The organism is Actinomycetospora soli (assembly GCF_021026295.1).
Classification (GTDB): domain Bacteria; phylum Actinomycetota; class Actinomycetes; order Mycobacteriales; family Pseudonocardiaceae; genus Actinomycetospora; species Actinomycetospora soli.
Map to the genome: position 1 here is coordinate 1 of NZ_JAJNDA010000018.1, position 23,932 is coordinate 23,932.

The 23,932-nt window shown below is 75.1% G+C and carries 22 protein-coding genes and 2 pseudogenes; 8 read left to right on the top strand and 16 right to left on the bottom strand.

Annotated elements, in window-relative coordinates; genetic code table 11:
* The 4 genes and pseudogenes from LN037_RS24220 to LN037_RS24235 all read right to left on the bottom strand — a co-directional run.
* A pseudogene (locus LN037_RS24220) lies at positions 1–703 on the bottom strand (signal recognition particle-docking protein FtsY); the annotation flags it as partial.
* Between the two features lie 70 nt (positions 704–773).
* On the bottom strand, positions 774–1,244 hold the full coding sequence (locus LN037_RS24225) for a hypothetical protein (RefSeq protein ID WP_230758239.1): 471 nt from the start codon (positions 1,242–1,244) through the stop codon (positions 774–776).
* A 158-nt stretch (positions 1,245–1,402) separates the two neighbouring features.
* Positions 1,403–5,122 carry a chromosome segregation protein SMC gene (smc, locus tag LN037_RS24230; protein ID WP_230758241.1) on the bottom strand — a complete coding sequence of 1,240 codons (3,720 nt, stop codon included), beginning with the start codon at positions 5,120–5,122 and terminating at the stop codon, positions 1,403–1,405.
* A gap of 32 nt (positions 5,123–5,154) precedes the next feature.
* Positions 5,155–5,865 (bottom strand): IclR family transcriptional regulator domain-containing protein, encoded by a 711-nt coding sequence (locus LN037_RS24235; RefSeq protein ID WP_230758243.1) that lies wholly within the window; start codon positions 5,863–5,865, stop codon positions 5,155–5,157.
* Positions 5,866–5,922: 57 nt separating this feature from the next.
* Here LN037_RS24235 and LN037_RS24240 point away from each other — a divergent pair, with 57 nt between their 5' ends.
* The 6 genes and pseudogenes from LN037_RS24240 (at position 5,923) to LN037_RS24265 (ending at position 11,509) form a co-directional block, all read left to right on the top strand.
* Positions 5,923–7,137, top strand: coding sequence for a CaiB/BaiF CoA transferase family protein (locus LN037_RS24240; RefSeq protein ID WP_230758245.1), 1,215 nt, complete (start codon positions 5,923–5,925; stop codon positions 7,135–7,137).
* A pseudogene (locus tag LN037_RS24245) lies at positions 7,134–7,870 on the top strand (acetoacetate decarboxylase). The gene LN037_RS24240 and the pseudogene LN037_RS24245 overlap by 4 nt, the downstream one beginning before the upstream one ends.
* Positions 7,867–8,796 (top strand): 3-hydroxyacyl-CoA dehydrogenase NAD-binding domain-containing protein, encoded by a 930-nt coding sequence (locus tag LN037_RS24250; protein WP_230758248.1) that lies wholly within the window; start codon positions 7,867–7,869, stop codon positions 8,794–8,796. The pseudogene LN037_RS24245 and the gene LN037_RS24250 overlap by 4 nt, the downstream one beginning before the upstream one ends.
* Before the next feature lie 65 nt (positions 8,797–8,861).
* The gene (locus LN037_RS24255; protein WP_443611901.1) at positions 8,862–10,043 is read left to right on the top strand and encodes an acyl-CoA dehydrogenase family protein; all 1,182 of its coding nucleotides are present in this window, start codon (positions 8,862–8,864) and stop codon (positions 10,041–10,043) included.
* A gap of 42 nt (positions 10,044–10,085) precedes the next feature.
* Entirely contained in the window at positions 10,086–10,532 is a 447-nt protein-coding gene (locus tag LN037_RS24260; RefSeq protein WP_230758252.1) for an SRPBCC family protein, read from the top strand.
* A 113-nt stretch (positions 10,533–10,645) separates the two neighbouring features.
* Positions 10,646–11,509, top strand: a complete 864-nt coding sequence (locus LN037_RS24265) for a mechanosensitive ion channel family protein (protein WP_230758254.1) — start codon at positions 10,646–10,648, stop codon at positions 11,507–11,509.
* 51 nt (positions 11,510–11,560) lie between these two features.
* Here LN037_RS24265 and mutM read toward each other — a convergent pair whose 3' ends face one another.
* The 6 genes from mutM to coaD all read right to left on the bottom strand — a co-directional run bounded on the left by mutM (position 11,561) and on the right by coaD (position 15,294).
* Entirely contained in the window at positions 11,561–12,421 is an 861-nt protein-coding gene (gene mutM, locus LN037_RS24270; protein ID WP_230758257.1) for a bifunctional DNA-formamidopyrimidine glycosylase/DNA-(apurinic or apyrimidinic site) lyase, read from the bottom strand.
* 11 nt (positions 12,422–12,432) lie between these two features.
* Positions 12,433–13,155, bottom strand: coding sequence for a ribonuclease III (gene rnc, locus LN037_RS24275; RefSeq protein ID WP_372460521.1), 723 nt, complete (start codon positions 13,153–13,155; stop codon positions 12,433–12,435).
* 5 nt (positions 13,156–13,160) lie between these two features.
* A complete protein-coding gene (rpmF, locus tag LN037_RS24280) occupies positions 13,161–13,343 on the bottom strand; it encodes a 50S ribosomal protein L32 (RefSeq protein WP_179794247.1) in 183 nt (60 codons plus the stop codon).
* Positions 13,344–13,358: 15 nt separating this feature from the next.
* On the bottom strand, positions 13,359–13,934 hold the full coding sequence (locus LN037_RS24285; RefSeq protein WP_230758259.1) for a YceD family protein: 576 nt from the start codon (positions 13,932–13,934) through the stop codon (positions 13,359–13,361).
* Between the two features lie 100 nt (positions 13,935–14,034).
* On the bottom strand, positions 14,035–14,727 hold the full coding sequence (locus tag LN037_RS24290; protein ID WP_230758261.1) for a F0F1 ATP synthase subunit B: 693 nt from the start codon (positions 14,725–14,727) through the stop codon (positions 14,035–14,037).
* A 90-nt stretch (positions 14,728–14,817) separates the two neighbouring features.
* Positions 14,818–15,294 carry a pantetheine-phosphate adenylyltransferase gene (coaD, locus tag LN037_RS24295; RefSeq protein ID WP_230758263.1) on the bottom strand — a complete coding sequence of 159 codons (477 nt, stop codon included), beginning with the start codon at positions 15,292–15,294 and terminating at the stop codon, positions 14,818–14,820.
* A gap of 62 nt (positions 15,295–15,356) precedes the next feature.
* On the opposite strand from coaD, the gene LN037_RS24300 reads away from it, so the two are divergent.
* On the top strand, positions 15,357–16,004 hold the full coding sequence (locus LN037_RS24300) for a GNAT family N-acetyltransferase (RefSeq protein ID WP_230758265.1): 648 nt from the start codon (positions 15,357–15,359) through the stop codon (positions 16,002–16,004).
* Here LN037_RS24300 and LN037_RS24305 read toward each other — a convergent pair.
* From LN037_RS24305 to LN037_RS24325, 5 genes are all read right to left on the bottom strand, one after another.
* On the bottom strand, positions 15,994–16,905 hold the full coding sequence (locus tag LN037_RS24305) for an HTD2 family dehydratase (RefSeq protein ID WP_230758269.1): 912 nt from the start codon (positions 16,903–16,905) through the stop codon (positions 15,994–15,996). The two genes, LN037_RS24300 and LN037_RS24305, sit on opposite strands and share 11 nt — an antisense overlap.
* Positions 16,906–16,928: 23 nt before the next feature.
* Positions 16,929–17,234: a hypothetical protein gene (locus LN037_RS24310; protein ID WP_230758272.1), complete on the bottom strand. Its 306-nt coding sequence runs from the start codon at positions 17,232–17,234 to the stop codon at positions 16,929–16,931.
* Between the two features lie 69 nt (positions 17,235–17,303).
* Positions 17,304–17,855, bottom strand: a complete 552-nt coding sequence (gene rsmD / locus LN037_RS24315; protein ID WP_230758274.1) for a 16S rRNA (guanine(966)-N(2))-methyltransferase RsmD — start codon at positions 17,853–17,855, stop codon at positions 17,304–17,306.
* Between the two features lie 13 nt (positions 17,856–17,868).
* Positions 17,869–18,342 (bottom strand): hypothetical protein, encoded by a 474-nt coding sequence (locus LN037_RS24320; RefSeq protein ID WP_230758276.1) that lies wholly within the window; start codon positions 18,340–18,342, stop codon positions 17,869–17,871.
* Positions 18,335–21,712, bottom strand: coding sequence for a pyruvate carboxylase (locus tag LN037_RS24325; RefSeq protein WP_230758277.1), 3,378 nt, complete (start codon positions 21,710–21,712; stop codon positions 18,335–18,337). The genes LN037_RS24320 and LN037_RS24325 overlap by 8 nt, the downstream gene beginning before the upstream one ends.
* Positions 21,713–21,823: 111 nt before the next feature.
* On the opposite strand from LN037_RS24325, the gene LN037_RS24330 reads away from it, so the two are divergent.
* Entirely contained in the window at positions 21,824–22,537 is a 714-nt protein-coding gene (locus tag LN037_RS24330) for a hypothetical protein (RefSeq protein WP_230758278.1), read from the top strand.
* 190 nt (positions 22,538–22,727) lie between these two features.
* On the opposite strand, the gene LN037_RS24335 is transcribed toward LN037_RS24330, so the two are convergent.
* The gene (locus tag LN037_RS24335; protein WP_230758280.1) at positions 22,728–23,645 is read right to left on the bottom strand and encodes an alpha/beta fold hydrolase; all 918 of its coding nucleotides are present in this window, start codon (positions 23,643–23,645) and stop codon (positions 22,728–22,730) included.
* Positions 23,646–23,932: the final 287 nt, after the last annotated feature.

Sequence of the window (23,932 nt, forward strand, 5' to 3'; positions counted from 1 at the left end):
CCGGCGCGGGGGCCGACCCCGTCTGCGGCGGAATCTCGGTCGTCCGGTCCGGCGCGGGCGCCGACCCCGTCTGCGGCGGAATCTCGGTCGTCCGGTCCGGCGCGGGCGCCGACCCCGTCTGCGGCGGGATCTCGGTCGTCCGGTCCGGGGTGATCTCGGTCGTCCGGTCGGCCGGCGGCGCGACCTCCGTCGTCCGCTCCGGCGCGGCCGGCGTGACCTCGGTGGTCCGGTCCGGGACGGCGGGCGCGACGTCGGTCGTGCCCTCCGGTGCGGCCGGGGGCGCCTCGGTGACCCGCGAGGACGAGGGCGGCGCCTGCGTGCTCGACGGCTCGGCCGGGGCCGGCTCGGCCGAGGGCGTCTCGATGGTGGGCGGGGTCGGGCCGACCGCGGGCCGGTCCTTCGTCGCCGCGCCACCAGCCGCCCCACCAGCGGCCCCGCCACCGGCCGAGAACGAGAACCCGCCCCCGGCCGAGTAGCTGCCCTTCGTGGGCTTCGGCGGCTCGGCCTGCTCCTCGGCCTCGTCGCGCAGGGAGATGCGGCGGCGGCGGGCGAGCACCAGCCCGACGATCAGCACCAGGAGGAGCACCACCACGACGACCGCGACGATGATCCCGGTCAGCACGCCCGGCGAGAGCCCGGCGGCGGGGGCCTGCGCGAGCAGGTCCCGGGTCGAGGAGTCGAGGGTGGTCAGCGGCGAACTCACGACCCCCATCCTGTCAGCCGTGCGGCACCGCCGACGGCCGCACGGGCCGGAACCCCGACTTCGGGGCGCCTCAGCCGAGCAGCGACAGCAGCGTCGTCACCCCGACGCCGAGGAGCGCGAGCGCCAGCAGGAGACCGGCGAGCAGCACGGCCACCCCCCGCGTCGGCTGCGGCACCGGACCGAGGGTCCCGGCGCCGGGCAGCACCGGCGCGCGGTAGAACACGTCCACGGTGTGGCCGGCCGCCACGGGCACCGCCTCGACGACGCGGCCCCAGCCGTCGCCCCGGTCGACCGCGATCTCCACGCGGTGCCGTCCCGGCGGCAGGGCGATGTCGGTGCGCCCCCACGGGATGCTGAGCGGCAGGTCGTCGACCAGGACGGTCACGGTGTGGGTCGCGAGGAACGGGGCGAGCGAGCTGTGGGAGGCGTCGACGACGAGGTGCCCGACGGCGGGCTGCGGGGCGGAGGACATCCGCCAGGACCGGCGGGCGGCCGGGGCACGCTCGGCCTGCGCGTCGCGTCTGGGCTGGAGCACCGTCATCCCGACCCACCCTCCCCCGGGGGAGCCCCCGCTCCCCTGCCCGACGAGGTCGACGGTAAGCCTGGTCAACGCCGTGCGGCATTCCCCGTGCGCGTCGTTCGTCGGTCACGGATGCGTGACGTGATGATCACGCAGCGCTATCATAGCGCGACACAGCGTCACGGCACGGGCGAGGGGTCCGCTCGGGCGAGTGGTCCCGGCGCGTCGGCGCCGCGCAGCCGCTGCGAGACCACCGCGGTGATGCCGTCGCCGCGCATGCTCACGCCGTAGAGCGCGTCGGCGATCTCCATCGTCGGCTTCTGGTGGGTGATGATCACCAGCTGGGAGGTGCGCCGCAGGTCGTCGAGCAGCGAGATCAGCCGGCGCAGGTTCGCGTCGTCGAGCGCCGCCTCGACCTCGTCCATCACGTAGAACGGCGACGGGCGGGCCCGGAAGATCGCGACGAGCATCGCCACGGCCGTCAGCGACTTCTCGCCGCCCGAGAGCAGCGAGAGCCGCTTGACCTTCTTGCCGGGTGGCCGGGCCTCCACCTCGACGCCGGTGGTCAGCAGGTCGTCGGGGTCGGTGAGCACCAGCCGGCCGTCCCCGCCCGGGAACAGCACGGGGAACACGACCTCGAACTCCCGCGCCACGTCGGCGAAGGCCTCGGCGAACACGTCGAGGATGCGCTGGTCGACGTCGGCCACCACCGAGAGGAGGTCGCGCTTCGAGGCCTTGACGTCCTCGAGCTGGGTCGACAGGAAGCGGTAGCGCTCCTCCAGCGCCGCGTACTCCTCGAGCGCCAGCGGGTTGACCTTGCCGAGCGTGCCCAGCTCCTTCTCCGCCCGGGCGGCACGCCGCTGCTGCTCCGCCCGGTCGTAGGGCATGGGCGGCGGCATCGAGACCTGTTCGCCCCGCTCGCGGGCCGCCGTGACCTCGGCGACCTCGGCCTCGCTCGGCGGGATGCCCGCCTCCGGCCCGTACTCCCGCACGAGGTCCTCGAGGCCGATCCCGAACCGCTCGACGATCGACTCCTCGAGCTGCGCGAGGCGGGTCCGCTGCTCGGCGCGCAGGACCTCGTCACGGTGCACCGCGTCGGTGAGCCGCTCGAGCGTCTGCTGCAGGCCCCGGGTCCGCTCCCGGACCCCGTCGAGCTCGGCCGTCCGCGCCTGCCGCGCCGCGGCCAGCCGGTCGCGCGCCTCGGCCGCCGCCGCGAGCGAACCCGCGATCCGGTCGACCCCGGCCCGCCCGTGCTCGAGGATCTCGTCGAGCAGGGCGGCCTGCCGCTCCCGTTCCCGACGACGGGTCGCGGCGCGTTCCCGCTGCTCGCGCTCGGCGCGGGCCCGGTGGCGCAACGCCTCGGCCCGCCCGGTCACCGCGCGCGCCCGCTCCTCGGCGGTGCGCAGCGCGAGCCGCCCCTCGACCTCGGCGGCGCGCGCGGCGTTCAGGGCCGCGGCCGCGGCGTCGCGGGCACTCACGTCGGTGCCGTCCGCGTCGTCCGAGGCGTCGGTGTCGGCCTGGTCGGTGGCCATCTCCAGCCGCTCGGTGAGGTCGTCGAGCTCGGCGCGCCGATCCTCGCGGGCGGCCTCCACCGTGGCGCGGCGCTCCGTGAGGCGGGTGAGCTCGGCCTCGGCGCCGCGCACGGTCTCGGCCAGCCCGCCCAGCCGGCGGGCCCGCTCGGCGCGCCGGGCCTCGTCCTGCGCGCGCCGGGCGTCGGCCGCGCGCCGCCGCTCGGTGTCGGCGCGCCGGGCGTCGTCCCGGACCTGCCGGGCGACCCCGACCTCCGCCCGCGCCGCCGCCTCCGCCTGCCGCGCCGCCTCCAGCGCGGCCGCCGCCGTCCTCTCGGCGCGCTCCGCGTCGGCGAGCCGGTCCCCCGCCTCGTCGGCGGCCGACTGCATCTCCAGGATCGACCGGTTGCCCGACGGGCCGCCGACCGCCCACGCCCCGCCGAGCACGTCGCCGGACCGGGTGGCCGCGGTCAGCTCCGGGTGCGCGGCCACGAGGGTGCGCGCCGCGGCGAGGTCGTCCACCACGACCACGCCGGCCAGCAGCCGGGCCACCGCGCCGGCGACGGCGTCGGGCGCGCGGACCAGGTCGGCCGCCCAGACGGCCCCGGCCGGCGCCACACCCGGCAGCGCGCCGGCCTCCGGACCGGCCACCAGCAGGCCCGCACGTCCCGCGTCGCTGGCGTGCAGGTGGGCGAGCGCGTCGGCGGCGGCGTCGACGCCCGTGACCACCACCGCGTCGGCCACCGGGCCCAGCGCCGCCGTCACCGCCGTCTCGTCACCCGGCCCGACCCGCAGCAGGGCCGCGACGGACCCGAGCACCCCGTCCCGGCCGCCGGCGAGCAGCTCCCCCGCGCCGTCGCGCCGGGTGAGGGTCAGCTCGAGGGCCTCGACCCGCGCCTTCCAGTGCGCCCGGTCCCGCTCGGCGTCGCGGTGCGCCGCGCCCGCCCGGTCGACCTCCGCCCGCCCCTGTTCGTGCCGCTCGGTGGCGGCGTCGAAGGCCGCCTCGGGATCGGGCGCGTCCTCGGCCACCGCGGACGCCGCCTCGGGCTCCCCCGGCCCGCCGCCGTCGGCCTCGTCCGACGCGGCCTCCGCCTCGGCGAGCTCCGCCCGGGCGGTCGCGGCGCGGGCCGTGGTCTCGCCGATCGACGCGGCCAGCGTCTCGAGCTCCTCGACGGCCGCCGCGACCCGGCCGCGCTGCGTCTCCACCTGCCCCGCGAGCCGGGCGAGGCCCTCCCGGCGGTCGGCCGCCGCCCGGGTGGCGGCCGCGACGCGGCGGTCGGCCGCCTCCAGCGTCTCCTCCGCGTCCTCCCGGCGGGCGGCGGCGTCCTCGAGGGACTCCCGGGCGAGGGCGACCTCCTCGGCGAGCGTGGCCTCGTTCTCGGCGGCCGACGCCGCCTGCCGCTCGAGCTCGTCCGGGTCGGGTCCCGAGGCGGGCTCCTCCGCCCCGGTCAGGTGCCGGTGCCGTTCGGCCGCGAGCGCGACCGTGCCGCGCAGGCGCTCGGCGAGCGAGGAGAGCCGGTGGTGCGCCTCCCGCGCCCGCTCGTAGGCCGGGGCGTCGACCTCGAGGGCGGCCTCCAGCTCCTCCATCGCCGCCGACTCGACCGCGAGCGCCCGCTCGGTCTCGTCGCGGCGCCGCCGGGCCTCGTCCTCGTCCGCCGCGTCGCGGGCGATCGTGCCCCGCAGCGTCACGAGGTCGTCGGCGGCGAGGCGCAGCCGCGCGTCGCGCAGGTCGGCCTGGATGGTCTGCGCCCGCCGCGCGATCTCGGCCTGCCGCCCCAGGGGCTTGAGCTGGCGGCGCAGCTCGGTGGTGAGGTCGCCGAGGCGGGCGAGGTTGGACTCCATCGCCTCGAGCTTGCGGAGCGCCTTCTCCTTGCGCTTGCGGTGCTTGAGGACGCCCGCCGCCTCCTCGATGAAGGCCCGGCGCTCCTCCGGCCGCGACTGCAGGATCGCGTCGAGCTGGCCCTGGCCGACGAGCACGTGCAGCTCGCGCCCGATGCCGGAGTCGCTCAGCAGCTCCTGCACGTCGAGCAGGCGGCAGGAGCTCCCGTTGATCTCGTACTCGCCGGCGCCCGAGCGGAACACGCGCCGGGTGATCGACACCTCGCTGTACTCGATGGGCAGCGCGCCGTCGCTGTTGTCGATCGTCAGCGTCACCTCGGCCCGGCCCAGCGGGGCGCGCCCGGACGTGCCGGCGAAGATGACGTCCTCCATCTTCCCGCCGCGCAGCGCCTTCGCGCCCTGCTCGCCGAGCACCCAGCTGATGGCGTCGACGACGTTGGACTTGCCGGAGCCGTTCGGGCCCACCACACAGGTGATGCCGGGCTCGAAGCGCAGGGTGGTCGAGGACGCGAAGGACTTGAAGCCCTTGAGCGTCAGGCTCTTCAGATGCACCGCCGACCCCCGTTCCCGACCTCACGGGCAAGCTACGCGACCGGTCCGACAGCCTCCCGCAGCACCGCCGCCGCCCCGTCGGCGCCGTCCCCGAGCGCCCCCGAGCGGTCGATCGCCGACACCGCCGCCACCACCCGCCCCTCCGACCACACCGGCACCGCCACCGCGACGGCGCCCGGCACGAGCCGACCGCTGCTCCCGGTCTCGCAGCCCGTCTCCCGGATCCGCTCGAAGTCGGCCAGGAGCGCGAGCGCCGCCGCCAGATCGTCCGGCCGGGCCGCCCGCACCACCGCCTGCCGGGCCGCCGCCGACAGGTGCGCCCCGAGCACGCGGCCCGCCGCCGTGTCGACGAGCGGGCGGCGGATCTGCGAGGACAGCGCGTAGTCGAAGGCCTCGTCGGCGCCCGCCCAGTCGACCCACACCGCGTCGTCTCCCACCCGCACCGCGAGCTGCACGGGCAGGCCGAGCCGCCCGGACACCCCGGCCAGCGTCGCGTGCCGCACCGGCACCGCCGGCCGCCCGGCGCGCACCGAGAGCACCGAGGGCGCCGGACCGAGCGTGTAGCGCCGCCGGTCCTCGTCGAGGTAGCCCACGGCGACGAGCCCGTCGACGAGCTTCTGCACCGACGACACCGGCGCGTCGACCGCCCGCGCGAGCTCGGTCAGCGACGCCCCGGGCCGGGCGACGGCCGCCTCGAGCAGCTCGGCCACCCGGTCGACGGTCCGGTGGTGCCTGTTACCCATATGCGTAACCGTATCTCACATTGCGGAGAATTACTTAGCACGCCTAACGTCGAGGCCATGACGACCACAGCGCTCGACGGAGTCCGGGTCATCGACCTCGCGACCGTGGTGATGGGTCCCTACGCGGCCCAGATCCTCGGTGACCTCGGGGCCGACGTCATCAAGGTCGAGGCGCCGGGCGGCGACAGCGCCCGCCTCGCCCCGCCCGCCCGGCACCCCGGGATGGGCCACCTCGCCCTCAACGTCAACCGGAACAAGCGCTCGGTCACGCTCGACCTCAAGTCCGCGGACGGGAAGGCGGCCTTCCGCGACCTCGTCGCGAGCGCCGACATCCTCATCACCAACATGCGGCCCGGCGCGCTCGACCGCCTCGGCATCTCGCACGCTGAGCTCGCGGAGATCAACCCGCGGCTCATCACCTGCCGCGCCCAGGGCTTCCGCGCCGACTCCGAGCTCGCCGACCGCGCCGCCTACGACGAGATCGTCCAGGCCGCGTCGGGCATGACCGACATCGTCCGCCGCGCCACGGGCACCCCCAGCTACGTGCCGACGGTGCTGGCCGACAAGGTCTGCGCGCTCACCATCGCCTACTCGGTGCTCGCCGCGCTGGTCCACCAGCGCGCCACCGGGCAGGGCCAGGAGGTCGAGGTGCCGATGGCGGACACGATGCTCGCCTTCACCCTCGTCGAGCACCTCTCGGGCCACACCTTCCTTCCCGACGCCGGGTCGACCGGCTTCAACCGGTCCCTCGCGGCCGGGCACGCGGCGGTCGCGACGAAGGACGGGTGGGCGTGCATCCTGCCCTACAGCCCGCGCAACATCGCCGACTTCTTCGCCGCCGCGGGCCGCGACGACCTCGCGACCGACGAGCGCTTCGTCGACCGCACGCAGCTCTCCCGTCACCAGGAGGAGCTCTACGGCGAGATCGCCGCGATCGCCCCGACCCGCACCACCGACGACTGGGCGGCGCTCTGCGCGGAGCACTCGATCCCGTTCGCCCCGGTGCTCGACCTGGAGACCGCCCACGAGGACCCCTACGTCGTCGACGGCGGCCTGCTCACCGAGCAGGAGCACCCCACCGAGGGCCCGTACCGGTCGATCGGCTTCCCGGTCCGGTTCTCGCAGACCCCCGCAGGCATGCGCACCCCGACCCCGCCACAGGGCGCCGACACCGCCGACGTCCTGCGTGAGCTGGGCCGTACCGAGGAGCAGATCGCGGAGATGACGGCGGGAGACGCAGCGCAGCGGAGCTCGACCGGAGGTGCGCGGTGAACACCGAGCAGATCCTCCGCGCCGGCACGACGCCGCTGACCGCGCCCGCCTTCCCGCCCGGGTCGCACCGCTTCACCGACCGCGAGTACCTCAACGTCGTCTACCGGACCGACCCCGACGCGTTCCGTGCCGCGCTCCCCGAACCGCTCGAGGTCGTCGAGCCGCTGGTGCGCTTCGAGGTGATGCGCAGGGCGACGTCGACGGCTTCGGCCCCTACACCGAGTGCGGCCAGGCCCTGACCTGCGCGTTCGACGGCGAGCAGGGCGAGTACCTGCACGCGATGTACCTCGACAACGCGCCCGCGACCTTCGCCGGCCGCGAGCAGAGCGCCTACCCCAAGGCGTTCGGCTCGCCGCGGCTGTGGGTCGAGCAGGGCACGCTGGTCGGGCAGCTGCACGTCGGCTCCCTGCCGGTCGCCACCGCGACGACGGCCTACGAGCACGCGCCCCTGGACCCCGACGAGGCCCGCGCGCAGGTCGGCGTCCCGACCTTCGCCGTGAAGCTCGCCCCCGGCCGCGGCGGCCCGACCTCCGCCGTCCTGCAGCGCACCCGCATCACCGACCTGACGGTGAAGGAGGCGTGGCGCGGCCCGGCCCGCCTCGAGCTGCACGCCCACGTCATGGCCCCGCTGGCCGACCTGCCCGTGCTCGAGGTCCTCGGGGCCTCGCACGTGCTCACCGACCTCACGCTCGCGCCCTTCACCACCGTGCACGACTACCTGGAGGCACGATGAGGATCACCGAGATCGGCGCCGGCACGATCGGCGTCAGCTGGACCGTGCTGCACGCCGCGCACGGGCACGAGGTCACGGTCACCGACCCGCGCCCCGACCTCGACGAGGTCGTCCGCGACGGCGTGCGGCAGTTCGCCCCCGCGCTCGGCGCGGACGCCGACGAGCTGCTCGGCCGCATCCGCACCGAGCCCGGGCTCGCACCCGCCGTCGGGAACGCGGAGGTGGTCCAGGAGCAGGGACCGGAGCGGCTCGGCGTCAAGCAGGAGATCTTCACGACGGCGGGTGCGGCGGCTCCCGTCGACGCGCTCCTGCTCACGTCGACCTCGGGCATCGTCGCGAGCGACATCGCGGCGGACCTCGACGCCGGCGTCGCCGCGCGCCTCGTCGTCGCGCACCCGTTCAACCCGCCGCACCTGCTGCCGCTCGTCGAGGTGGTCGCCGGGGCGAGGACCGCGCCGGAGACCGTCGAGCGGGCCGCGGCGTTCCTGCGCTCGGTCGGCCGCGACCCGGTGGTGGAGCACCGGGAGGTGTCCGGCTTCGTCGCGAACCGCCTGCAGTCGGCCCTCTTCCGCGAGGCGGTGAGCCTCGTGCGCGGCGGCGTCGTGTCGCCGGCGGAGCTCGATCGCGTGGTCACCGGGTCCCTCGGCCCGCGCTGGGCCACCGGCGGCCCGTTCCTGTCCTTCCACCTCGGCGGCGGGGCGGGCGGACTGCGCCACATGCTGACCCACCTCGGGCCCGGTATGAGTCGGCGCTGGGCCGACCTGGGGAACCCCACCCTCGACGACGAGACGGTCGAGGCCCTGGTGACGGGCACCGAGGCCGCCTACGGCGACGACTACCGGGCCCTGACCGACGCGCGCGACCGCGCGCAGGTCGCCGTCCTGCGGACCCGTGAGACCACCGAGAGCACGGAGGAGTCCCGATGAGCACCACCACCGACATCACCACCGGCGCCCCGACCCCGTCGACCGACGAGGCCGTCCTGCCGCCCCTGCCCGGGGACTTCTACGGCTACGCCGACCTCCTGGGCGACGAGGACCGGGCGATCCTGGCGCGGGTCCGACGCTTCGCCGAGGAGCGCATCGCGCCGATCGCCGACCGGCAGTGGGCCACCACGGAGTTCCCGTTCGACCTCCTGCCCGCCTTCGCCGAGCTCGACGTCGTCGGGCTGGGCCGGGCGTGGCCGGACCGCCCCGCGCACTCCAAGCTCCTGACCTCGATGGTCAGCATGGAGCTCTCGCGCGTCGACCCGTCGATGGCCACCTTCTTCGGCGTGCACGGCGGGCTCGCGCTCTCCTCGATCGACCTGTGCGGATCCGAGGAGCAGAAGGAGCGCTGGCTGCCCGCCCTGCGCCGGATGGAGAAGATCGGCGCCTTCGCCCTGTCCGAGCCGCACGGCGGGTCGGACGTCGCGGGCGGGCTCGAGACGACCGCGCGGCGCGAGGGCGACGAGTGGGTCCTCGACGGCGCCAAGCGCTGGATCGGCAACGGCACCTTCGCCGACCTGGTGATCGTCTGGGCCCGGGACACCGACGACGGCGAGGTGAAGGGCTTCGTCGTCGAGAAGGGCACGCCCGGCTTCACCGCGACCAAGATGGAGGGCAAGCTCGCGCTGCGCACGGTGCAGAACGCCGACCTCACCTTCGAGGGCGCGCGCGTCCCCGAGGCGAACCGGCTGCAGCACGCGAACTCGTTCAAGGACACGAACCGGGTCCTGCGCGTGACCCGCGGCGGCGTCGCCTGGAACGCGGTCGGCGTGATGATGGGCGTCTACGAGCTCGCCCGGGCCTACGCCCTCGAGCGGGTCCAGTTCGGGCAGCCCATCGCGGGCTTCCAGCTGATCCAGGACCACCTCGTGACGATCCTCGGGCGCCTGTCGACCTCGCTGGCCCTCGCGGTGCGCGTGGCGCAGCTCCAGGACGCCGACCACTTCCGCGACGACCAGGCGGCGCTGGCGAAGCGCGAGTGCACCGTCGCGCTGCGGGAGGCGGTGGCGCGCGCCCGCGAGGTCCTCGGCGGCAACGGCGTGCTGCTGGAGAACAAGGTCACGCGGTTCTTCAACGACGCCGAGGCGCTCTACTCCTACGAGGGCACGAAGGAGATCAACACCCTCGTCGTCGGCCGGTCGATCACCGGCATCGGCGCGTTCGTGGGCCACGCCCCCCGGCGCTGAATGGGCCGTTTGCGCCGCCCGGGCGAGCGGCCATCACCCCGTATGGCAACCGCAACGCACTACCTCGAGGTCAACGCGCCGGCCGCCGAGTGCTACCGCTGGTGGCGGCCGCTCACCCACCTGCCCCAGATCATGGACGACGTCGAGTCGGTGGAGCCGAAGGGCGGCAGCGCCGACGTGACGCACTGGGTCGTCGACGGCCCGCTCGGCAAGAAGATCGAGTGGGACGCGAAGATCATCGACGAGGAGCAGGACCGCAAGATCGCGTGGAAGTCGCTCGAGGAGAGCAACAACCACGTCGAGACCGGTGGCGCCGTGCGCTTCGACGACCACGGCGGCAAGACCGGCGTCGAGGTCAGCCTCCACGTGGAGACGCCCGCCGGCGCCCTGGGCGACCTCGGTGCGAAGCTCTTCGCCGACCCGCAGAAGAAGGTCGAGAAGGCCCTCCAGGAGTTCAAGCAGCTCATGGAGTCCGGCCCCGCCCGCTGATCCCACCCGACGCCGGCCCGCGCCCCGCGCGGGCCGGCGTCGCGGCAGTTCACGGCCCCCTCGATCGAGAACCCGTGTCGACGGGCCCTCTCCACTCACCACCGGAGATCGCCATGATCGCTCTTCCCTCCCAGGCCGAACCGTCCGGCGGCGGTGGCGGCTTCAACGCTCTGCAGTCCCTGCAGAACGCGTTCACCACGCTGCTCAACTACGTGCCGAACGTCATCGGGGCCCTGCTGGTCCTGCTGATCGGCTACATCATCGCCCGGCTGCTGCGCGCCGGGATCACCAAGCTCCTGCAGCGGGTGCGCCTCGACCAGCGCCTGACCCACGGCTCCGGCGGCGAGTACGTCGCCCGGTTCAGCCCCGACGGCAGCCCGGCCAAGCTGGTCGGCCTCGTCGTGCAGTGGGTCCTGCTCGTCTTCGTCATCGTCTCCGCGGTCGGGACGCTGAACATCCCCGCGGTCACCGGGTTCGTGAACCTGGTGCTGTCCTACCTGCCCAACGTGCTCGCCGCGCTGCTGATCTTCCTGGTCGCCGCCGCGATCGCCGCCGCCGTCGGCGGGCTCGTGCACCGCACGATGGGCGACACCCCGACCGGTCGCGTCGCGCGCTCCGCCGCGCCGACGCTGGTCATGATCATCGCCGTGTTCATGATCCTCAACCAGCTCGGCATCGCCGAGGTGATCGTGAACGCGACGTTCATCGCCCTGATCGGCGCCGTCGCGCTCGGTGCCGCCCTGGCGTTCGGGCTCGGCGGCCGCGACGCCGCCGCCGACCTGATCAACTCGGGCTACCGCAAGGCCCAGGAGAACCGTGAGCAGGTCCGTGCGGACCTGCAGACCGGCTACCAGCGCGGCCAGGCCGACGCCGCCCGCGTGGCGGACCGGGCCGACACCGGCGAGTCCGGCGCGGTGCGCGCGGACGACCCGGCCGCCCCCACCGTGGCCATCACGCCGCAGAACGGCCGCTCCTGAGCCGTCCCGCACGACCCGGGCCCGCCGGGGACCACACGGTCCCCGGCGGGCCTACGTGCGTCGGGGCACCTTCTGGCAGGTCGGGCACCAGAACGAGGACCGGTTCATGAACGCCGACCGGCGGATCGCCGTCCCGCACCGGGGGCACGGCCGGCCCTCGCGGCCGTAGACGGCCAGGGCACGGGCGAAGTACCCCGAGTCGCCGTGCACGTCGACGTAGAGCGCGTCGAACGACGTGCCGCCCTGCTCGAGCGACTCGGACATCACCTCGTGCGCCGCGGTCAGCACCGTCCGGACGTCGGGTCGGTTGAGCCGGGCGGTCGGGCGCAGCGAGTGCAGGCGGGCCCGCCACAGGGCCTCGTCGGCGTAGATGTTGCCGATCCCCGAGACGAGCGTCTGGTCGAGCAGCGCCCGCTTGAGCTCGGTGCGCCGCCGCCGGTAGGCGCCGACGGCGGCCTCGAGGTCGAAGTGCGGGTCGAGGGGGTCGCGGCCGATGTGCCCGACGGGCAGCGGCACCCGCTCGCCGTCCGAGGACACCGTGTCGACGGCCGTGAGGCCCCCGAACGTGCGCTGGTCGACGAACCGCAGCTCGGCCCCGCCGTCGGCGAAGCGCAGGCGGACCCGCAGGTGCTTCTCGTCGGGCCGGTCGGCGGGCTGGACCAGCAGCTGGCCGCTCATGCCGAGGTGGGCGAGCAGCGCGGTGTCGTCGTCGAGGTCGACCCACAGGAACTTGCCCCGCCGCCGTGCGGCGACGAGCGTGCGCCCCTCCAGCCGGTCGGCGAGCTCCATCGCCCCGCCCGCCTGACGGCGCACGGCGCGCGGGTGCAGCACCTCGACCGACGCGACGGTCCGGCCGACCGCGTGGTCGGCGACCCCGCGCCGGACGACCTCGACCTCGGGCAGCTCCGGCACCTAGCGGACCACTACGTGACGGGCCCGTTCAGCGCCTCGTAGGCGGCCTGGGCGGCCTTCTGCTCGGCGTCCTTCTTCGTGCGCCCGATCCCGGTGCCGAGGCCCTCGCCGGCCACCACGGCCGTCGCGGTGAACTCCTTGGCGTGGTCGGGGCCCTCCTCGGTGATCCGGTACTCCGGCACACCGCGGCCGGAGGCGGCCGTCAGCTCCTGCAGGCTGGTCTTCCAGTCGAGCCCGGCGCCGAGGCGCGGCGCCTGGTGCAGCAGGTCGCCGAAGAGCCGTCCGACGAGCTCGCGGGCCACGTCGATGCCGTGCTCGAGGTGGACCGCGCCGAGGACGGCCTCGACGGCGTCGCCGAGGATCGAGTCCTTGTCGCGGCCGCCGGTCATCTCCTCGCCGCGACCGAGGTACATCAGCTCGCCCAGCCCGAGGGTGCGCGCGACGCTCGCGAGGGCGTGCATGTTCACCACGCTCGCCCGCAGCTTCGCGAGCTGGCCCTCGGGCAGTTCCGGGTGCTCCCGGTAGAGCCGCTCGGTGACCGCGATGCCGAGCACGGAGTCCCCGAGGAACTCCAGCCGCTCGTTGGTCGGCAGGCCGCCCTTCTCGTAGGCGTACGACCGGTGCGTCAGGGCGAGCCGGAGCAGCTCGGGATCGACCTCGATCCCGAGCACCCGGCTGAGCCGCTCGGCCGGCGACCCGTCCTGGTCAGTGGCGCCGGCCGCCGTGGCGGCCACGGCGATCAGGCCGGGGTGACGGCCCGGCGGCCGGCGTACTGGCCGCAGGTGGGGCAGGCGACGTGCGGCGGCTTGGGCTGGCCGCAGGCCTTGTTCTGGCACGCCACGAGGGTCGGCACGGACGCCTTCCACTGCGAGCGGCGGGCGTGGGTGTTGGCGCGCGACATCCGGCGCTTGGGGACGGCCACGGTGCTTCGATCTCCTCAGTTCTCTGTGCTGCCGCCGGCGAAACGCTCCTGCAGGGCGGCCCAGCGAGGGTCAATCCTCTCACGAGTGGTCCCCGCGGGTACGAAGGCCCATGCCTCGTCGTCCGGCGAGGCCACGCCGGGGCAGTCGTCGCTGCACAGCGGGGCGTTCGGGAGCTCGAGGAGGACGGCGTCACGCACGGCGGGCTCGAGGTCGATCTTCTCGTCCACGATCCGCGCCACGTCCTCCTCCTCGGTCGTCTCCTCGGTGACCGAGTGCGGGTAGGCGTAGAGCTCGGTGAGGTCGACCTCGACGTGGTCGGTGACCTCGCCGAGGCACCGCGAGCACTCGCCGACGACGTCGGCGCTGACCGTGCCGCTGGCGAGGACGCCCTCCATCACCGACTCGAGGCGGAGGTCGAGGTGGATCGGGTCGCCCGCGGGCACACCGATCACCTCCAGGCCGAAGTCGGCCGGGGCGGGCACGTCGCGCACCCAGGGCTTCATGGTGCCGGGACGGCGCGAGAGCTCGCGCAGGACGTCGACGACCCACGGGCTGGTCGCGTCGGGGCTGGAGGTGTGCTTCTCAGTCATCTCGATGGGGGCCAACGCACAGCGCGTCGGAACCTGTTCCCGACGACGGGTCTGGCCCGGCTCCCCAGGGTACGCGGGCCCCCGCGGCGCCGGAGGAGCCCTACGCGCTCGCCCGCTCCGGCGCGTGCTCCTGCGCGGCGGCACCGACCTGACCGGTGCGCAGCTGGTGGCGGTGGCGCCCGACGGTGTCGAGCACCGACTCGAGCGTGTCGGTGAACTCGGCGAGCGAGGTCTCGACGTAGTGGTCGCAGTCGGTGCGCGCCTGGTGGGCGTCGTCGGCGGCGCGGTCGAGGATGCGGCCGGCCTCGTCGCGGGCGGCGAGCGTGACCTCGTGCTCGGAGACCAGGCGCTGCTGCTCGGCGCGCCCGTCGGCGACCGCGCGCTCGTAGCTCTGCCGCCCCGCCTCGGTCATCCGGTCGGCCTCGGCGGCGGCCCGGTCGGTGAGGTCGGCGTACTCCCGACGACCGCGGGCCACGACCCGCTCCGCCTCGTGCTCGGCCTCGGCGATCATCTGCTGGGCCTGCTCGCGGGCCTCGGCGAGCAGCCGGTCGGCCTCGGTGCGCGCCTCCTCGGTGGTGCGCGCGGCCTCCTCGGTCGCGTCGTCCACGAGCTTGTCGCGGTGGTCGAGCACGTCCTGGGCGTCGTCGAGCTCGCCCGGGATGGCCTCACGGATGTCGTCGAGCAGCTCCAGGACGTCCCCGCGCGGGACGACGCAGCTCGTCGTCATCGGGACGCCGCGCGCCTCCTCGCAGATGGTCACCAGCTCGTCGAGCGCCTCGAACACCCGGTACACGTCGGCCACCTCCCGCGTCGAAGACCGACCGCCAGTGTGCGGCGCGCACTCGCCCGCCCGGCGCATTGCCGCGTGTCGGGCGTGTCGGTCTCAGCGGGAGCCGAGGCGCTCGGTCAGCGCCGCGTGCACACCCGCCGTCAGGAAGGCCGAGACGTCCCCGCCGCCGCGGGCGACCTCCTTGACCAGCGAGCTGGAGACGAACGTGTGCTCCGGGGAGGCGGACAGGAAGACCGTGTCGACCCCGGTCAGGTGCCGGTTCATGTGCGCCATCGGCAGCTCGTAGGCGTAGTCGGTGTCCGAGCGCAGGCCCTTGGCGATGACGCCGACGCCCTGCTCGCGGCACCAGTCGACGAGCAGGCCGGAGAACGCCGCCGTCGAGACGTTCGGCAGGTCGGCGAACGTCTCCCCCAGCAGGTCCCGCCGCTCGTCGACGGAGAACAGGCCCTGCTTGTTCGGGTTGATCGCCACCGCGACCACCACCTCGTCGAACATCGCCGCCGCGCGGCGCACCACGTCGACGTGCCCGAGGGTCACGGGGTCGAACGAACCGGGGCACACGGCTTTCATGGTCGAGCTCCGCTCGGCTTCGTCTCCCGCCTCATGATCGGCCGTTATAGCAGGATCCGGGCGTGGACTACGTCCGGGACGACCTGGCCGCGCTCTACCCCTGGTTCGGCCTCCGGGTCGCGCACGCGGGGCTCGTCCTCGCCCCGCCGACGGACGTCGAGCTGCTGGAGATCGCCGCGTTCGTCGCCGAACCGGCGGGCGTCCTCGCCCCCGGCGAGGAGCACTTCCTCACGCGCCCGATGGGCGACGACGCCGCGGCCCGCGTCTTCCTCGAGCACTCCTGGTCCCTGCGGCGCTTCCCGACGGCGGGCGGGGCGTGGCGGGTGCCCTTCGCCGTCCTCGACGGCGGGCGGGTCGTCGGGCACGCGACGCTCGACGCGGGCGAGCGACCGGACGAGGTGGAGACGACGTCCTTCCTCGCGCGCGCCGAGCACGGCCGCGGCCTCGGCCGGCGGGTCCGGCTGATGCTCCTGGACCTGGCGTTCGGCTCGCTGGGCATGACCCGCGCCGTGACCTCCGCGGCCGACGACAACCGCGCCTCGCTGCGGGTGTCGCAGCGTTGCGGCTACCGCGAGACCGACCGGCGCCGCCACACCGACGGCACGCCCGAGGTCCACCTGGCCGTCACGCCGGGCGCGTGGCGCCGGAAGCGGCTCGACGGCGTGGTCGTCGAGGGCGCGGAGCCGTTCCTCGCGGCGATCAGGCCGTGACGGTCCCGCTGATCGACGGCGGCGCTCCGGACACGCCGGCGGCGACGCCCCCGTCGTCGGTGCGGTCGGCGACGATCCGCGTGCCGGCGAAGGCGGGCCGGGAGAGGCGGTAGTCGAAGGCCCGGACCTCCTGCCCCCGCCGCCGCGGTATCTCGAGGCACAGGAGGGCGAGCAGCGGCCCGTGCACGACGAGCCCCGGGTAGCCCTCGACACCGGTGACGTACGGCTGGTCGTAGTGGATGCGGTGCGTGTTGTAGGTCAGCGCGGAGAACCGGAACAGCAGCCGCTCGTCGGGGGTCAGCGCCACCGCGTCGGCGGACGGCTCCGGTGCGGGGCCGGGTTCGTCGAGGGCGATCCCGCGCGCCTGCCCCGGCGGCTGGGACCGGTAGACGACGTCGGACTCCTCGGTGACCAGGACGTCGTCCCCGTCGAGGAACTCGGAGCGCACCGTCACCAGCAGCATGTCCCCGGAGCGCCCGTGCTTGACCTGCGAGCTCACCAGCGACGAGCGCCGCGTGTAGGTCTCCCCCACCCGCATCGGCGCCCCGATCCGCAGTCGGCCGCCCGCGATCATCCGGCGCCGGTCCGGGATCGGCGGGAGGAAGTGGCCGTGCAGGGGGTGGCCGTCGTCGCCGAGCTCGTCGGTGCGCGGGTGCTCCAGGAACCCGAACCAGTGCCACATCGGCGGGAGCGGGTCGCCCGCGCCCGCCACCGGGTCGAGGTCGAACAGGCCGCTGACCGCCCCGACCGTCCAGGCGGAGGTGCCGCCCGTCGTCGTGACCGGCTCCGGGGCCCAGCCCTGCGTCGCGTCCGCGAGGTCCACGGAGCCGATCATGCCGTGCCCGCCGGCCCCTCGTGGCAGGAAAGCGTCGTTGCTGTCGTCCAGTGGCAGAGAAGCCACGTCGTCGACGTCCCTGGTCGGCGTCAGCGCTTCGGTGCCTTCCCGCGCCAGGCCAACGACTGCGCGTCCAGCGCCCGCACCGTCTCCGCCCCCTCGCGCAGCATGCGCTCCCCCTGCTCGACGGCGTGCGCGAGCTGGTCGGCGTCCAGCCGCCGGAACGCCGCCCCACGACCCCGGCCCAGCACGTCGTACCAGCACCCGCCCACCGCGTCGTCGAGCAGCACGCGCCCGAAGCAGTGGTCGTTCCGGATTACCCAGCCCTCACGACGGGCCGCCGCCGGCAGCTCGTCGCGCACCAGCTCCAGGTAGCGGTCCTCGAGGTCGCTCACGGGCGCCGGGTACCCGTCGAGCGTGTCCCGCTGCTGCCGCTGGACGTCAGCCGTGTGCCACCGCTGACGTCAGGCGGGGGCCGGCCCGCCCAGGTGCAGCGTCGTCTCCCCGTACACCCGCGGCGCCTCGGCCTCGAGCCCCTCCGGCCACACCGGCGTCCGGGTCCGCGAGTCCCGCTCCAGCACCACCAGCGCGTCGGCCGACAGCCACGGCACGAGCAGCCCCAGCACCGTGTCGACCTCGTCCTCGGTCCCGGCGTAGGGCGGGTCGACGAACACGAGGTCGACGGTGTCGGTGGGCCGCTTCAGGAACGTCGGCACCGACGCCCGCCGCACGAGCGCCCCCGTGAGCCCGGTCGTCCGCACGTTGGTCTGGATGAAGCCGCAGGCCCGCGGGTCACGCTCCACCAGCGTCGCGCCCAGCGCGCCCCGCGACAGCGCCTCCAGACCCAGCGCGCCCGACCCGGCGTACAGGTCGAGCACCACCGCGTCCTCCAGCACCCCCCGCGCCGCGAGCAGCGAGAACAACGCCTCCCGCACCCGGTCCGACGTCGGGCGCACCCCGGTCGGCGGCACCTGGATGCGCTGCCCGCCCGCCGTGCCCGCCACGATGCGACTCACCGCTGCACCACCCTCACGTCTCGAAGCACCGCACCTCCACCGCCCCCGGCGCGAGCACCGCGGAGCGGTACACGATCCCGCCCCCGGGTCGCCCCGCGCGGTGCTGCGCCACGACCGGCGTTCCCGACGGCAGGTCGGGGCCGAACTCGACCTCCGCGGCGGTCGGCGAGGGGGTCGGCCCGGGCATGCCGCCGGCCGCGAGCCAGGCGCGCGCCGCGGCGTCGTCGAGCGCGACCCGGAACACCACCAGCCCGTCGATGCCCTGCTCGCGGCGCAGCGGCCCCGCGGCCGCCGACGGTGCGGGCAGCGCGCAGAACGCGGCCGCCGACGCGACCTCGGCGGGCGTGGGCGTCGCCGTCATCCCGCGGTCGAGCTCCCCGTCCCGCGCCACCCACGGGGCGACGCCCAGCCCGACGGCGACGGCGGCCGCGCCGACGAGCACCAGGGCGACCACACCCGCCGTCAGGACGAGGACCCGTCTAGCCAAGCACCACGACCAGGTCGCCGCCCTCCACCTGCTGCACCCGCCCGAGCGCGAGGCGCGTCACCGTGCCCGACGACGGGGCGGTGATCGCCGCCTCCATCTTCATCGCCTCGATGGTGGCCACGGTGTCGCCGGCGGACACCGTGTCGCCCTCGGCGACCTGCAGCGTCACGACCCCCGCGAACGGCGCCGCGACGTGCGAGGGATCGGAGCGGTCGGCCTTCTCGGCGACCTTGACGTCGGTGTCGACCGACCGGTCGCGGACCTGCAGCGGCCGCAGCTGCCCGTTGAGCGACATCAGCACGGTCCGCATGGCGCGCTCGTCGGGCTCGGAGATCGCCTCGAGCTCGATGAGCAGCTGCACGCCCGGCTCGAGGTCGACGGCGTACTCGCGCTCGCTGCGCAGGCCGTAGAAGAACTCCTGGCTGCGCAGCACCGAGGTGTCGCCGTAGGAGGTCCGGTGGTCGCGGAACTCCTTCGTCGGGCCGGGGAAGAGCAGCTCGTTGAGCGTGCCGGCGCGGTCGGCCTCGAGGCCCTTGCGCTGGTCGTCGGTCAGCTCGGCCACACCGGGACGCTCGGTGCGACCCTCCAGCGCGCGGGTGCGCAGCGGCTCGGGCCAGCCACCGGGCGGGTCGCCGAGCTCGCCGCGCAGGAAGCCGATCACCGAGTCGGGGATGTCGAAGCGCGACGGGTCGGCCTCGAAGTCCTTCGGGTCCACGCCCGCGCCGACGAAGTGCAGCGCGAGGTCGCCGACCACCTTCGACGACGGCGTGACCTTCACCAGGTGCCCGAGCATCCGGTCGGCGGCCGCGTAGGCGTCCTCGACCTGCTCGAACCGGTCGCCCAGACCGAGCGCGACCGCCTGGGTGCGCAGGTTCGACAGCTGCCCGCCGGGGATCTCGTGGGTGTAGACGCGGCCCGTCGGCGACGCGAGGCCGGACTCGAACGGCGCGTAGACCTTGCGGACCAGCTCCCAGTACGGCTCGAGCGCGTTGACCGCGTCCAGCGAGAGCCCGGTCTCCCGCTCGCTGTGGTCGGTCGCCGCGACGAGCGCGGAGAGCGAGGGCTGCGAGGTGGTGCCGGCCATCGAGGCGACGGCGGCGTCCACGGCGTCCACGCCCGCGTCGATCGCGGCGAGGAGGGTCGCGAGCTGGCCGCCCGCGGTGTCGTGGGTGTGGAGGTGGACCGGGAGGTCGAAGCGGTCGCGGAGCGCGGTGACGAGCTTCCGCGCCGCGGGCGGGCGCAGCAGCCCGGCCATGTCCTTGATCGCCAGGACGTGGGCGCCCGCGTCGACGATCTGCTCGGCGAGACGCAGGTAGTAGTCGAGGGTGTAGAGCTCCTCGGCCGGGTTCATGAGGTCGCTCGTGTAGCAGAGCGCGACCTCGGCGAGCGCCCCGCCGGAGGCCCGCACCGCGTCGATCGCGGGTCGCATCTGGGACACGTCGTTGAGCGCGTCGAAGATGCGGAAGACGTCGATCCCGACGCGGGCCGCCTCGGCGACGAAGGCGTCGGTCACCTCGGTCGGGTAGGGCGTGTAGCCGACGGTGTTCCGCCCGCGCAGCAGCATCTGGAGGCACAGGTTGGGCACCGCCTCGCGCAACCGCGCGAGCCGCTCCCACGGGTCCTCGGCGAGGAAGCGCAGGGCCACGTCGTAGGTGGCGCCGCCCCAGCACTCCAGCGACAGCAGTTCCGGCGCGGTCCGGGCGACGTGCGGCGCGATCTCCAGCAGGTCCCGCGTGCGGACCCGGGTGGCCAGCAGCGACTGGTGGGCGTCGCGGAACGTGGTGTCGGTGACCGGCACGCCCGTCTGCGCCCGCAGCCACGCCGCGAACCCCTCGGGCCCGAGCTCGCCGAGGCGCTGGCGGGACCCGGCGGGCGGCTCCTGCGCCAGGTCGACCGCCGGCAGCTTGTCCCGCGGGTCGACGAGGTCGGGCGCCGGGCCGTGCGGCTTGTTGACCGTGACGTCGGCGAGGTAGGTCATCAGCCGGGTGCCGCGGTCGGCGGGCGCCCGTGCGGCGAGCAGTTCCGGGTGCTCGGCGATGAAGCTCGTCGTCACCCGGCCCTCGCGGAAGTCCGGCTCGTCGAGCAGGGCCATGAGGAACGGGATGTTCGTCGAGACCCCGCGGACCCGGAACTCGGCGAGCGCGCGGCGCGCCCGCCGGACCGCCGTCGTGAAGTCCCGGCCGCGACAGGTGACCTTGACCAGCAGCGAGTCGAAGTGCGGGCTGATCCGCGCGCCGGCGAAGGCGGTCCCGCCGTCGAGCCGGACGCCCGAGCCCGAGGCCGAGCGGTACGCCGAGATCATCCCGACGTCGGGCCGGAACTCGTTGGCCGGGTCCTCGGTGGTGATGCGGCACTGCAGCGCGAACCCGTGCAGCGCCACCGTGTCCTGCGACAGGCCCAGGTCGGCGAGCGTCTCCCCGGAGGCGATGCGCATCTGGGCGCCGACGAGGTCGACGTCAGCGACCTCCTCGGTGACCGTGTGCTCCACCTGGATGCGCGGGTTCATCTCGATGAAGTGGTGCCGGCCGTCGCGGTCGAGCAGGAACTCGACGGTGCCCGCGTTGACGTAGCCGATCGCCGTCGCGAACTTCACGGCGTCGGCGCAGATCCGCTCGCGCAGCTCGGGCGACAGGTGCGGCGCGGGCGCGATCTCGACGACCTTCTGGTGGCGCCGCTGCACCGAGCAGTCGCGCTCGAACAGGTGCATCACGTGGCCCTCGGCGTCGGCGAGGATCTGCACCTCGATGTGCCGCGGGTCGATCACCGCCTGCTCGAGGATCACCGTCGCGTCGCCGAACGCCGAGGACGCCTCGTTCATCGCAGCCTGGAGCGCGTCGCGGAGCGCCCGCTCCTCCTTGACGAGCCGCATGCCGCGGCCGCCGCCGCCCGCGACCGCCTTCACGAACAGCGGGAACGTCATCTCCGCGGCCGCCGCGAGCAGGACGTCGATGTCGTCGGAGGGGTCGGAGGAGTCGAGGACCGGCACCCCCGCCTCCCGCGCCGCCGCGACCGCCCGGTGCTTGTTGCCCGCCATCGCGAGCACCCGCGCGGGCGGGCCGATGAAGGTGATGCCGGCCTCGGCGCACGCCGTCGCGAGCTTCGGGTTCTCGGAGAGGAAGCCGTAGCCGGGGTAGATCGCGTCGGCGCCGGCCTTCTGCGCCGCGCGGATCATCTCCTTGATCGAGAGGTACGCCCGGACCGGGTGGCCCTCCTCGCCGATCTGGTACGCCTCGTCGGCCTTGAGCCGGTGCTCCGACTGGCGGTCCTCGACCGGGAAGACGGCGACGGTCGCCGCCCCGAGCTCGTAGGCGGCGCGGAACCCCCGGATGGCGATCTCGCCCCGGTTGGCCACGAGAACCTTGCGGAACATCTGGGTCGTCCTCCGGGGTCGGGCTGATCGTCGGCGGCGCACGGTACCGCGATCGTGGTCCGTCGACGGCTCTTCCGGTACCAAAGAAGGGGGACACGAGGAGGGCCGGACATGCCGGGTAGGTCGACCACGCCGATGCGCCGCTCCGCCGTGCCGTGGCTCTACGGCATCGCCGTGCTGCTCACCGTCATCTCCCCGCTGGTGTTCCTCGGCGTGTGGGTCGCCGACGGCACGCTCGAGGGGGTCGGCACGGCCCTGCTCGCGGCGGTGGCCGACCTGGTGGCCGCGGCGCTCGCCGCGATCGTCGCCACGGTGCTCGCCGCGCAGCGCGGGGTCCGCCGGGTGCGCACGGTCGTCCTCGGTCATCCCGACGGCAGGTCGGGTCGGCTCTCCGAGCACCGCGCGGCCCGGTGGGCGCTCGCCCGGGACCGGTTTGCCGCCCTGCAGCGCGACTACGCCGCCTTCGAGTCCGACCCCCGGGCGGTCGCCGCCCGCCCGGCGCTCGTGGACGTGTCGGTGCCCGCCACCGAGGCGTTCGTCGAGGCGCTGGCCGACGCGCAGGTCCTCGCGACCCCGACCGAGCCCGGCGACCCCCGCCGCGAGGAGTTCGTCGCCGCCGTCGACCGGGCCGTCGCGGCGTGGGACGAGGCCCGGCGGCACGCGGACGCGCTGGCGGCCGAGCGCGCCCCGGTGCCGCCCCGCCCGCTGGAGACGCGCGCGCCCGGACCGGCCGCGCCCGCCGACGAGTACGCCGCCGTCGCCGACGCCGTGAAGCAGGCGGCCGCCCGGGGCATGCGCGACCTGAAGAGCCGGCTGCGCGCCTGAGGCGGGCGGCCCCGGATGTCAGCGGTGGCACACGGCTGCCACCCGACGTCAGCAGCGCGCCACGCTCATGGGCGGGCGGCTCCGGGATGTCAGCGGTGGCACACGGCTGCCACCCGACGTCAGCAGCGCGCCACGCTCATGGGCGGGCGGCCCCGGGATGTCAGCGGTGGCACACGGCTGCCACCCGACGTCAGCGGTGGGCCACGGCTGACGCCCGCCCCGCGATCGCCCGGATCGCCGCCGCCGTCCCGTACGGCCGGTCCTCCTGCAGGTAGTGCCCCGCGCCGGGGACCACGACGACGTCCGCGCCCGGCAGGGTCGCCGCGCTGATGCCGGGGGCGCCGCCCTCCAGCGCGGTGGCGGGGACGGGCAGTGGCCCCGGGTCGAGGCGGTTGCGGGCGGCGTCGCGGGGCAGGGCCCGGTACCGGCCCATCGCGGCGTCGTACCGACCGGGCGCCGCGTGGGCGCGGACCGCGTCGTCGAGCGAGCCCGAGGCGGTCACGGCCGGACTGCCGACGAAGGCCTCGAGCACCTCCCGCTCGCGACCGGCCACCTCGGCGGCGAGCCGCCCGGGCGGGGCGGCGGCGAAGGCGGCGACGTGCGGCGGGGCGAGTTCCTCGAGTCCGCGCCCGGGGACCCCGCCGCCGGAGAGCACCAGGTGCCGCACCTGGTCGGGGCGCGACCGCGCCCAGGCGTACGCGGGCATCGCGCCCATGTCGTGACCGACCACGACGGCGGGTCCGAGCCGGAGCGCCGTCGCGAGTGCGGCGAGGTCACCGGCGAGGGTCCGCGCGTCGGGGTCCGCGACGGGGCCGAACCCGGAGCAGCCCGCGCCCCGCAGGTCGGGGACCAGGACCCGGTGGTCGGCGGCGAGGTCGAGCGCCACCGTCCGCCACGTCCGCCACGTCTCCGGGAAGCCGTGCAGGAGGACGACGGCCGGCGCATCCGGCGGGCCCCCGACCACGGCGTGCAGCCGCACCGGCCCGACGTCGACCGCCACCGGCGCGAGCCCCGGCACGGCGGCGCCGCAGCGCGTGCTCCCGGACGCCGTCACCGGCACCACCAGCGCGAGGAGCACCACGACGACGAGGACGCGTCGGAGGGCCACCGAACGGGGGTGACCGCTCACGGACCGACCGATGACGCGGCGGCGCGATCAGATCCGCCGTCGCACCGGAACGACACTCGTCTGTCACCGGAGCGCTGCGGTGGGTGACGGTGTGAGCTACGCGATATCACACGATCAGACCCGAGTGGGATCTCGATGGACCGGACACCCTGTCATCGACGGCAACGACCGTCACGCGAGTCCTTCGGTGCCCGGAGCTGGGGAGCGTCCGTTCACCGAACAAGGCCCGGGGTCCCCATCGGGGTGGGGCCCCGGGCCACTCTCGT

What these genes read in the sequence shown, in the direction of transcription:
- LN037_RS24285 (WP_230758259.1), bottom strand. Translation starts at nt 13,934, where the DNA reads ATGACTGAGAAGCACACCTCCAGCCCCGACGCGACCAGCCCGTGGGTC.
- LN037_RS24225 (WP_230758239.1), bottom strand. Translation starts at nt 1,244, where the DNA reads ATGACGGTGCTCCAGCCCAGACGCGACGCGCAGGCCGAGCGTGCCCCG.
- LN037_RS24325 (WP_230758277.1), bottom strand. Translation starts at nt 21,712, where the DNA reads ATGTTCCGCAAGGTTCTCGTGGCCAACCGGGGCGAGATCGCCATCCGG.
- coaD (WP_230758263.1), bottom strand. Translation starts at nt 15,294, where the DNA reads ATGAAAGCCGTGTGCCCCGGTTCGTTCGACCCCGTGACCCTCGGGCAC.
- LN037_RS24250 (WP_230758248.1), top strand. Translation starts at nt 7,867, where the DNA reads ATGAGGATCACCGAGATCGGCGCCGGCACGATCGGCGTCAGCTGGACC.
- LN037_RS24265 (WP_230758254.1), top strand. Translation starts at nt 10,646, where the DNA reads ATGATCGCTCTTCCCTCCCAGGCCGAACCGTCCGGCGGCGGTGGCGGC.
- LN037_RS24260 (WP_230758252.1), top strand. Translation starts at nt 10,086, where the DNA reads ATGGCAACCGCAACGCACTACCTCGAGGTCAACGCGCCGGCCGCCGAG.
- LN037_RS24235 (WP_230758243.1), bottom strand. Translation starts at nt 5,865, where the DNA reads ATGGGTAACAGGCACCACCGGACCGTCGACCGGGTGGCCGAGCTGCTC.
- LN037_RS24240 (WP_230758245.1), top strand. Translation starts at nt 5,923, where the DNA reads ATGACGACCACAGCGCTCGACGGAGTCCGGGTCATCGACCTCGCGACC.
- LN037_RS24330 (WP_230758278.1), top strand. Translation starts at nt 21,824, where the DNA reads ATGCCGGGTAGGTCGACCACGCCGATGCGCCGCTCCGCCGTGCCGTGG.